9 protein-coding genes are annotated in these 9,426 nt (G+C 33.7%); 3 read left to right on the forward strand and 6 right to left on the reverse strand.

Annotated elements, in window-relative coordinates; all coding sequences use genetic code 11:
• Positions 1-40 precede the first annotated feature (40 nt).
• From ND2E_RS14755 to ND2E_RS14740, 4 genes are all read right to left on the reverse strand, one after another.
• Positions 41-1,003: a Gfo/Idh/MocA family protein gene (locus ND2E_RS14755; RefSeq protein ID WP_033093101.1), complete on the reverse strand. Its 963-nt coding sequence runs from the start codon at positions 1,001-1,003 to the stop codon at positions 41-43.
• An 87-nt stretch (positions 1,004-1,090) separates the two neighbouring features.
• Entirely contained in the window at positions 1,091-2,359 is a 1,269-nt protein-coding gene (gene tviB, locus ND2E_RS14750; protein ID WP_033093102.1) for a Vi polysaccharide biosynthesis UDP-N-acetylglucosamine C-6 dehydrogenase TviB, read from the reverse strand.
• 572 nt (positions 2,360-2,931) lie between these two features.
• A complete protein-coding gene (locus ND2E_RS14745; RefSeq protein ID WP_081961996.1) occupies positions 2,932-3,954 on the reverse strand; it encodes a Wzz/FepE/Etk N-terminal domain-containing protein in 1,023 nt (340 codons plus the stop codon).
• Between the two features lie 219 nt (positions 3,955-4,173).
• Positions 4,174-4,704: a DUF6942 family protein gene (locus tag ND2E_RS14740; RefSeq protein WP_033093103.1), complete on the reverse strand. Its 531-nt coding sequence runs from the start codon at positions 4,702-4,704 to the stop codon at positions 4,174-4,176.
• A 928-nt stretch (positions 4,705-5,632) separates the two neighbouring features.
• Here ND2E_RS14740 and ND2E_RS14735 point away from each other — a divergent pair.
• The 3 genes from ND2E_RS14735 to ND2E_RS23065 all read left to right on the forward strand — a co-directional run bounded on the left by ND2E_RS14735 (position 5,633) and on the right by ND2E_RS23065 (position 7,402).
• The gene (locus ND2E_RS14735; protein WP_033093104.1) at positions 5,633-6,205 is read left to right on the forward strand and encodes a hypothetical protein; all 573 of its coding nucleotides are present in this window, start codon (positions 5,633-5,635) and stop codon (positions 6,203-6,205) included.
• Between the two features lie 20 nt (positions 6,206-6,225).
• Positions 6,226-6,453 (forward strand): hypothetical protein, encoded by a 228-nt coding sequence (locus ND2E_RS14730; protein ID WP_033093105.1) that lies wholly within the window; start codon positions 6,226-6,228, stop codon positions 6,451-6,453.
• A 532-nt stretch (positions 6,454-6,985) separates the two neighbouring features.
• Positions 6,986-7,402: a hypothetical protein gene (locus ND2E_RS23065; protein ID WP_033093106.1), complete on the forward strand. Its 417-nt coding sequence runs from the start codon at positions 6,986-6,988 to the stop codon at positions 7,400-7,402.
• Positions 7,403-7,613: 211 nt separating this feature from the next.
• Here the strand turns inward: ND2E_RS23065 and ND2E_RS14725 are convergent, their stop codons facing one another.
• Both ND2E_RS14725 and ND2E_RS14720 read right to left on the reverse strand, forming a co-directional pair.
• Positions 7,614-7,994 (reverse strand): hypothetical protein, encoded by a 381-nt coding sequence (locus tag ND2E_RS14725; protein ID WP_150113725.1) that lies wholly within the window; start codon positions 7,992-7,994, stop codon positions 7,614-7,616.
• Positions 7,995-8,033: 39 nt separating this feature from the next.
• Positions 8,034-9,275 carry a hypothetical protein gene (locus ND2E_RS14720; protein ID WP_033093108.1) on the reverse strand — a complete coding sequence of 414 codons (1,242 nt, stop codon included), beginning with the start codon at positions 9,273-9,275 and terminating at the stop codon, positions 8,034-8,036.
• Positions 9,276-9,426: the final 151 nt, after the last annotated feature.

A 9,426-nucleotide genomic window follows, 5' to 3' on the forward strand; every position in this document is an offset into this window, starting at 1 on the left:
TATCACATTGCTGATGATGTTAAAATTTGAAAACTAGAGGTTACTGATTATTTAATACTTTTTTTACAAAAGGATGTACATCAGAAGAATTAGTAACTATATCTTGATTACGGATATTGCTTACAATTTCAATACTTTTACGTGCCTCTTCTAACCCAAAGCCACCACCTTCAAGAATATGTTGATAGCTCTTTGTATGAAGGTCAGTAAATCCTCCTGAAAATTCAATTTCATTACCATCAACAGTTATTGAGCGGTAAGTTCTTTGCCCTGCGGTTTTAACTTCTTCAGGAATATACTCGTAGTTCACTGATAAGAACCAACGTACTTTGGCATGTTTAAACTCTAAATAACCAGCGTTAACATCTTCTTGCTTCAAATGCGCTTCATTTTTGACTAAATCACCAAAAACCCAACCTAGCATGTCATAAAAGTGCACACCTATATTAGTTGCAATTCCACCCGACTTATTATCATCACCTTTCCATGAAGTGAAATACCAATGTCCACGACTTGTTAAATAAGTTAAGTCAACATCAAATACTTTATTCGGATTTTTTTCTACTTCTTGTGCAACAAAAGCTTTTAAATCAATAATACTTTGATGTAATCGAAGTTGTAAAATATTGTAAACTTGCTTACCGGTTTCTTCTTGGACTAGTTTTAGCGCATCAATATTATGAGGGTTCAATACAAGTGGTTTTTCACAAATAGCATGAGCATTGTTACGAAGGGCAAAGCGAATATGAGAATCGTGCAAATAGTTTGGTGACGCAATGCTCACATAATCTATTTTGGTTCCACTTCTTTTAAGTAGATCTACATGGCGGTCAAAACGCTCATATTCTGTAAAAAAGTCAGCTTCAGGAAAGTGACTATCAATTATTCCAACAGAGTCATTCTTGTCTAATGCGGCAACTAAATTATTTCCGGTTTCTTTGATAGCTTTCATGTGACGTGGCGCAATATATCCGGCAGCTCCAATTAGTGCGAAATTTTTCATTTTTTTTCCTAAAATATAAATATTATAAAAGACTCCAACTAAATACAGCATTTAATAAGTGTCTTAATTAATTTGTAATCTGATTATTTATAAGCGCATATCTACTTCATCTTTTGGTAAAAGATATTTTAAATCATATAAAATATGATTATCTTTACCGAACCTACGAATATTTTCTCCGCCTAAATTTTTAAATTCATCATGCGCAACAGCCAAAATAATAGCATCATAATAATTGCTTTTTGGATGCTCTATATTTAAACCATATTCATGTTGTGTTTCTTCGTTTGAACACCAAGGATCAGCTATATCAACATTAATGTTATATTCTTTAAGCTCACTAACTATATCCACTACTTTAGTATTACGTAAATCAGGACAGTTCTCTTTAAAAGTAAGTCCCATGACTAAAACATTAGCGCCCTCTACTTGAATCCGTTTTTTTAACATTTTTTTAACAAGCTGTGAAACTACATAATTTCCCATTCCATCGTTTAATCGTCGACCTGCTAAGATCATTTCAGGATGGTACCCCACAGTCTGTGCTTTATGGGTTAAATAGTATGGATCTACCCCTATACAATGCCCACCAACAAGCCCTGGACGAAATGGCAAGAAGTTCCATTTTGTACCTGCAGCCTCTAATACTTCAAGGGTATCAATATTAAGCCTATTAAAAATAATTGAAAGCTCATTTATCAAAGCTATGTTTACATCGCGTTGAGTATTTTCAATAACTTTAGCAGCTTCGGCGACTTTAATTGAACTTGCCTTATGTGTTCCAGCAACAATAATTGAATTATAAAGTTGATCAATTATTTCAGCTATTTCTGGAGTTGAACCTGAAGTTACTTTTAAAATATTAGTGACCCTATGCTCTTTGTCACCTGGATTAATACGTTCAGGAGAATAACCTGCGTAGAAATCCTTATTAAACTTAAAGCCTGATGATTTTTCAACGATTGGCAAACATTCTTCTTCAGTTGCACCTGGGTAAACTGTAGATTCATAAATAATAACATCACCTTTATTTATTACAGTCCCAAGCATTTCGCTAGCTTTAATAAGGGGTGTTAAATCAGGTTGCTTATGCTCATTTATTGGTGTTGGTACAGTAACAATATAGACATTGGCACATTTTAAAGTTTCAATATCATAAGAGAAAGTTAAATTTGCCTCTGATAATTCAGTGCGCGACACTTCAAGTGTTGAATCTCTACCTGAGTTTAACTCTTTTACACGAGCTTTGTTAATATCAAAACCTATAACTTCAAATTTCTTTCCAAACTCTACAGCTAACGGTAAACCAACATAACCTAAGCCAATTACAGCAATTTTTCTATCAAATAAATTCATTTATAAAGTTACTTTACTTTGTGTTAATTTTAAGGAGAGAAATATTGAATTTAGTCAAATACCCATATTTCACATTACTTATAGAGATTTGGACTCAATTTAATTTATAATTATAAGTAATTTTAATCGGCGAACATTATACTAAATTATATTGTTATTGATAGTTATTTTCGATATTTCTTAACGGATAAATTTTGTTTTTTTACTTGATAACTTGCACCTAAACAATTGAGTGTTAAGGCTTCTGGGCAAGTCAAGACCTTTATGCCTTTCCTTCCTAATTAGTTGCATTCAGAACAATATAGATTACTTCTGATACAGATTTTTATTAGAATAAACGGTTACGACCAGTATTGCCTTAGAAGCATTAGATATATAGTCTTAATATAAAAAATTTATTCCATTATTTTGTAATAAAACACATCAATACCTCATATTTCATTAGCGGCAATAAGTATAGTCACATTAATCCTTTTACCACTAATACAACGATTTTTAGATCTTTTAAATGAGACGTCTACGTTTGTTAAAGGTTTAGTGAGCATCTAACAGAGAGGTATGTGAGGTCTAATTTATTTCTTAGTATAATAACGGGTAAGAACAATTAATATCGATAATATACCACCTAAAATAGTTCCTAATACAACAATTAAGGCACGTTTTGGTTTAGCTTTGGTATCGGGTACTTGAGCGGCATCTATTGTTTTCAGTACGTATTCATTTTTCACTTTCGTTAACATCATATTTTTAGTTTGCTCTTCTATTAATTGGTAAAAAACTGTTTCCATAGTTGAAACTTTGATGTTAACTAATTGCTCTGTTAAATAGTCAATTGAAGCTTTCGCTTCAATTTGATCTTGCTCACGCATAAACTCATTTATATCTTCAATTAACCAAGTTAACCATTGTTTGGCTATTGGTGGTGAGAAAAACTCAACACTAATATTTACCATAGAAGTTTTTTTATCTTGTGAAACGGTTAAAATATCAGAAAACTCTTTATAAGCTTCCCATGAAGAAGGTTCGGCCTTTTTAGGTGCTTTTACTTCTCGTATCCACTTTTTATTCGTTTTATCATATAACTCTTCATTTACTATTAGTATATTTGAGGTTATGTCCCAGTTTTTTGATGCCATTAATGGTACTAGTAAATCATGCTTGGTAATGAAATTTTCTATAAATGAACGAGATTTGATAACCTCTAGTGCTAGAGCTGTTTTATCTCCCCCACCTCCTCCAAGATTAATTCCAGCCATGCTAGCTAAACCGCCAAATTGACCTGCAAGTGCACCAAAACCACCGGCTCCACCTTCACTTGATGCAGGTGCTAATATCGCTGAAGCCTTATATATATTGGGTTTAGATAGCGCAAAGAAAACAGAAGCTATGGCAAATATCATACTTATAATGATAATTGTAAATTTACCAGCCCAAATTGCACGCCAAAGCTCTGCTAAGTCAATTTCTTCATCTTGGCTTTGGTTGTTTTGTATAAGTAGTTGTTGCTGCAGTAATTGTTGTTGTAACAATTGTGCGCTGACATTATTTGGTATCGCTTGAGGTTGTTCGGCTGAGCTCTCTACTGACTTTGACACTTATCACCATATCCGATTGGCATATATTGACCGTTTTGACTCAACGAGCAACAATAAATTTTCGGCATTATACGAATATTATTAGTAAAGTTAAAGGGGTCGCTTGTCATAAACCTTTAGGAATGAGAAACATGGATTCCCGATTAGAGACTTCGGGAATAACAGCAGTTATTGTTTAATCATCAATAATAGACAAAAAGTTGAATTAATGAATCCGTCCTATCCCACTTTTAAGCTTTGTAACAACCCCGCCAAACGTTCAATTTTTATATTACTCAACTGACGATAATCAAAATACGGACAAACGATAAGCTTATTTTCCCTATCAATAGCAAATTCATCATCTAGCCAAATTAAATCAGCCTCAAGCCTACCACTATTGACTAACGCTTTAGCATGGCCTTTACCACAAATAATATGCACTATTTCTTTATTAGGGGTTAATTGCGGTGATGAAAATAACAAAGCTGTTTTATTTTGTGCTTGTAATAATTTTTTATCACGATAATCTTGCCAAGTTAGTGCTTCATCTGAATAATTAAAATGTTTTTTATCTAAAGCATAAAGTAATTTAGCATAGACATTGAAGACTTTGCGCCAGCCATTACCACATGCGTGATTAATCACGGTAATCTCACCTTCAATAAGGGAAGTAACTTCACATAATCTTTGATATTCAACCATATTAGGTTTATTTGCTATATAAACAGCGAAATTAAAATCTTTATCACCAAAACCAATGTTAATAATTATTCTCCTATTTTACTCTTTGTTAGCTAAAATACTTTTAGTCACGTATTTATTCACAATCTTATCAATTCGATTTTATCCGATGTTCTCATTTATTCTTTATTGGTCACTATACCGACTGACTTTTGCTAGCTTTAAATGTTATTCTCTCTGCAGCTTAATAACTTTCAACGGGTTAACATATAGATGCTCTTATTCCTAAGAGCAATATGCATTTTAATTCAAAAGAAAGTTAGACTCATCTTACCAATAAATAAGTACCTAGAACATTATGGACATAAACACACAAGCTACCATACTTTGGCACGATTATGAACATCCCTTAGTTTTAAAGGGATAGAACAATAATTTAGCTCATGGGCTCACACATGGAGTCACATCGATGATTTACTACCATAAATTTCGAATAGACCGCATATCACCTTTAAAATCAAGCTCAAATTATCCTTTTCTTAAAGAAAGATCATAATCAATTTTCAAACTAAAGAAATTTCATCTCTTCAGTAAACTGAGTTTTCTGTCTCCAAAAGGTTAAGCGATTTCTATAAAAAACCATGTATCACCAACACTACATTCCAACCAGTGACTTTATATCTATTGGATATATTAGTTTAAACTTTTCGACAGAATACATCACCGAATTGATAAACGGGTTAGCTACCTTGAACCATTCTTAGGTTGAGGTGAAAATCATAACTAGGTGTTGCTTAGCAAACTATTGTTTTAAAAAGTTTGTAGCGAATAGATGAACGATATCAATTGTAAAATAGATATTTATTAGAAGTTAAACCTGCTCGCATTTCGACCAATACTAATCTATAGTTTGATTGATAATTTCCATCTATTTACTTTAGTAAAACTACTAGCAGTCTGTTGTATACACTATTGGAGGTATGGAACATAAAGATATTTGACTAAGGAATGGTTCATGAAAAGTTTAACCACGATGGTATCACTGGTATTTTTGTTAACTTCTCCCCTCCTTATAAGTTCTGAATTAAATTGCAGTTTGTGTGACCAACAAAAAGACTTTGAATGGTTTCCTCCTATAGTTTCAGCAATAGCTGGATTGGTTGTTGGAATATTGCTTGCGCTTTTCGCAGCAAATATTGGCAAAAAAGATCGTGAAAGAAACAGAATGATGGCTTATGAAGAGCAATATATCAATTGCAATGAAAAAGTCCGAGCATACGGCTATTTTATCAATATAAGTGAAGAGCCAGAATTAATGAGAACTTACTTTACAAGTAATGCTACTGTCCCACAGGAGATAGGAGATATTATCCGAGATGTTTCGAGTTTTATTACCGGTATTGAAACTATGATAAACGAAGCTGTCCACTCTACCGAAGGTATCAAGTATTTCTCCACTCCTCAAAATTTGGAAGGGTTACAAAAAATTTATCACGATTTTACGGTTATTGAACAATTAGATTACTTTGAGCATTTACGCTTTCCACACATGCCTCATTTGGCAAAGTTCTTAAAAGACAATGAATAAATTCCCCATAGGAGCACTATATGTTTAATCAAAATGAGCTAAAAGAAATTTTCGACCAAGTGATTCATCAATTAAATGACGTAGATGACGATGCACGTTATGAACTCACTAAAACACTTTACTTCAATCTGCAGAATATTCATGATTTGACTTCACATATCATCAATCGTCCATACCCCAACAAAGTACCGATTATTGATGTCTGTCGTGAATGTGGTCAAAGGCTCAAACCTAATAAACATAGCTAAAACTAGCTATTCCAAAATACAAAAAAGCAAAATTGTGATCTACTGGAGCAAACTGCAAGTTTGCCAGTGATATTTTGTCGTTGCTATTTTCCATTTTCTCCAGAACTTCCAATACTTTAACAAAGTAGATTGTTTGAATTACTTTCTAATATCTAATAAACCGACATTTAGAGTGTGATGTGCTCTGCGATATGAGTTGTTGATAAAATTTGTCAAGGAGTGATAAACATTAATTTTAAGGGTATTGTTTACCCTATATTGAACTATATATATGAAACAAATATTAATAAAGCATTTGATAGTTAGAGCCTGTAGTTTAAAAAGATCAAAGCTACCAGATAAGGTTTTATACGTTCCTTTTCAATTTGTCATGACCACTGTCAATACCATCCTACCAAACATCAATAGCACTAAATTATCTACCACCATTAGCGGTAAGCAACTCCTCCCCGTATCAATAGTACAACCCAATACCCACATCTTAGTACCCTTATTTCTCTCTATAAATAAAGAAAACATTAAGGGACAAACAATGAACAATACAATTTTCCAAACAAGCGCCTTCCGTGTAGACAACATTAATGAGTTTATGCAAAAACCTAGTGTGATACTTACTTGTAAAGCAATGACAATAGCTAAACTCCCATGGGAAGTTGGCAACGATTACATCTCATTCTGCTTAACTGACAGTATTATGAAACACTCTGATTTTGATGATGGCGATTTGCCAACCAAAGAAACTATAGTTGAACTTCTTGAATTAATTGAGAAGCACATTATTGAATCTTGCAGTGTTACCTATATCACCAATAAAATAGGCTGCATTGTAAATAGCTATTTTATGCAAATTACAAATAACTCCACCGTTGGTAAGTTTATAGCTATTGATAGTAGCAATGTCTATGGGACAATTACGCCTGAATTAATAGATGGCGTAACTCCTAATTAACCTAAACAATGAATAGCTTATTTACGCATCAAGCTTTAGCAGGGGTTGGTGTGTGGGGAGAAAAGTAAAAGCATCATTCGAAACTCAAGTATGAACCTGCTTGCAGGTGATTACTTGGGTAAGGATGCCTCGCTTTAGCGAGGTTTAATTAAAGCCATATTTTGTTTTTTCTTTATTACTTAATACAGGAATGAAATCTGGTTGCAATAAATCAACTATGAACTATGCAGCTTATTCGTGCGCCATCAATCATTCGACGAACAACTCTCAACCCTAAGTTTTTAGCAAGTTTGTTCACCTTTTTGGCACCTAAACAAAATTCTTCTGCTAACCAATCTGAAGGAATAACATCGCCTTCTTTGATTAATGATAATACTTCACGAATATCTACTGAGTGCGCCTTAACATTACTAGGGTCAAGACCTGTTATGTCATTTATGACACCAGCAAAATATTCATCAGCCACACCGCCTCGCTCAACCCAGTCATTAAGGCGATATACATTAGGTGTTACAACGTCAATTTTGCATGGAAGTGCCTCAGGAATAATCACTAGATGGTAATTCTCATTCTCCTTATTTCTATTGCCCATATTTCGACCAACAGCTTGTGAAGCATCACTGCTTACAAGTTATTCGCGAATAGTATCGTCATCATCAATTTTCAAACATCGCTTTGCCCTACTCATTCTGCTTGGGTCAGGGTAACTCAAGATAGTACAAAGCTCTTCAACACGTAACTCATTTGTGCCTTTATTGTTAACTAAATTCCATTCACTTTCACATTTATTGGCAATAACAGCATCAAAGTGCTTCTCAAGTGCTGAATACAATGATTTCCTTTTACCACCTGAAATAGCAGTACTTTTAATTCTAAAGATGGTTAAACCTTCGTCATACTCTTTTTTAATACCTGTACCAACAACCAATGGGAACATGTGATTGTTCTGCAATTCGATAAGGGCAATACGTTCAGCACTGGCATACATACGCTTTAATTGACGGATTTTCCTAACATCTCTTTTGCTTTCATTGAAAACCACTGTCCCCATTCGGTATTCATCAGAATATATAATTGAGTCACGAAATGGCATCCAGTTGTCGTTACTATTAGAAACAACATACTCCAACTTATCATGCGTCATTAATAAAGTTTTGCTTTTGCACTGCATATTTTTACTGTTGTCAGAATGCATTGCCACTGCTAAATCCTTCTCCTCTTTAGTGAGAAATTCGCACTCATTCAGTATGTTTTTAAATTCAATTATTGAGTTACCTTCTTCAATACTGTCATAAGCATGTTGAAAAACTTTTTTGACTAGTTTTACTTTTTTGAATTTTGTAGCAATTTGAACAATTTCTTCATTTCCAAATACAGTGAGGCAATCCTCTTTGCACTTAGATGCAAACTCATCTCTCAATTTTTTGCTTGGAAATGTAAAAATACGGTGTTTCCCGTCACTACGATTTGCCAGCATTACAAAAACTGAAGATTTACCCGTACCAGTACCTTCACTAAAGATCCCGCAATTATGTACTGACTCCTCCCATCTTTGAGCTTGAAAATATGCACTTTCACATTCATCATCAATTTTCTCTTTCGCTTCAGCAAAGTCGTTAGCCGTATAAAATATTGTTCTATATTTTGATTTTGATTCATCAATCACAGCATCCATATCACTTAGTGAATACAAGCTAGGATGTTTGTCATTATCATTGCGAAAAAATTGCCAACTATTTCCATAACGCTCACTAGGAATAAGCTCAGCCCATTGGTTAGTGACCATTTTTGTAAATTTACCATCAGATAAAGGGCTTGTAGCCTTACTTAGTAAGTTACTTTTACAATGTTGTTTTTTTCGATTACGGGTCACTACAGACTTTGATTCATCCCATAGTGCGTAATACTATGATGCCGATCGCTCAATACCATTCAAGCCGATCACTTTTTTGTCTGCCAGTAGACCTCAGTAAAATCTAACTTGAGTGATCGGCATCAGTCAAGGAATTTAGTTTTTTTCGCAT

The sequence above is a fragment of the Colwellia psychrerythraea genome (assembly GCF_000764225.1).
In the GTDB taxonomy this organism is placed as follows: Bacteria; Pseudomonadota; Gammaproteobacteria; order Enterobacterales; family Alteromonadaceae; genus Colwellia; species Colwellia psychrerythraea_D.

Coding starts and splice junctions, on each gene's coding strand:
- ND2E_RS23065 (WP_033093106.1), top strand. CDS start 6,986: ATGAACAATACAATTTTCCAAACAAGCGCCTTCCGTGTAGACAACATT.
- ND2E_RS14755 (WP_033093101.1), bottom strand. CDS start 1,003: ATGAAAAATTTCGCACTAATTGGAGCTGCCGGATATATTGCGCCACGT.
- ND2E_RS14735 (WP_033093104.1), top strand. CDS start 5,633: ATGAAAAGTTTAACCACGATGGTATCACTGGTATTTTTGTTAACTTCT.
- ND2E_RS14725 (WP_150113725.1), bottom strand. CDS start 7,994: ATGGGCAATAGAAATAAGGAGAATGAGAATTACCATCTAGTGATTATT.
- tviB (WP_033093102.1), bottom strand. CDS start 2,359: ATGAATTTATTTGATAGAAAAATTGCTGTAATTGGCTTAGGTTATGTT.
- ND2E_RS14730 (WP_033093105.1), top strand. CDS start 6,226: ATGTTTAATCAAAATGAGCTAAAAGAAATTTTCGACCAAGTGATTCAT.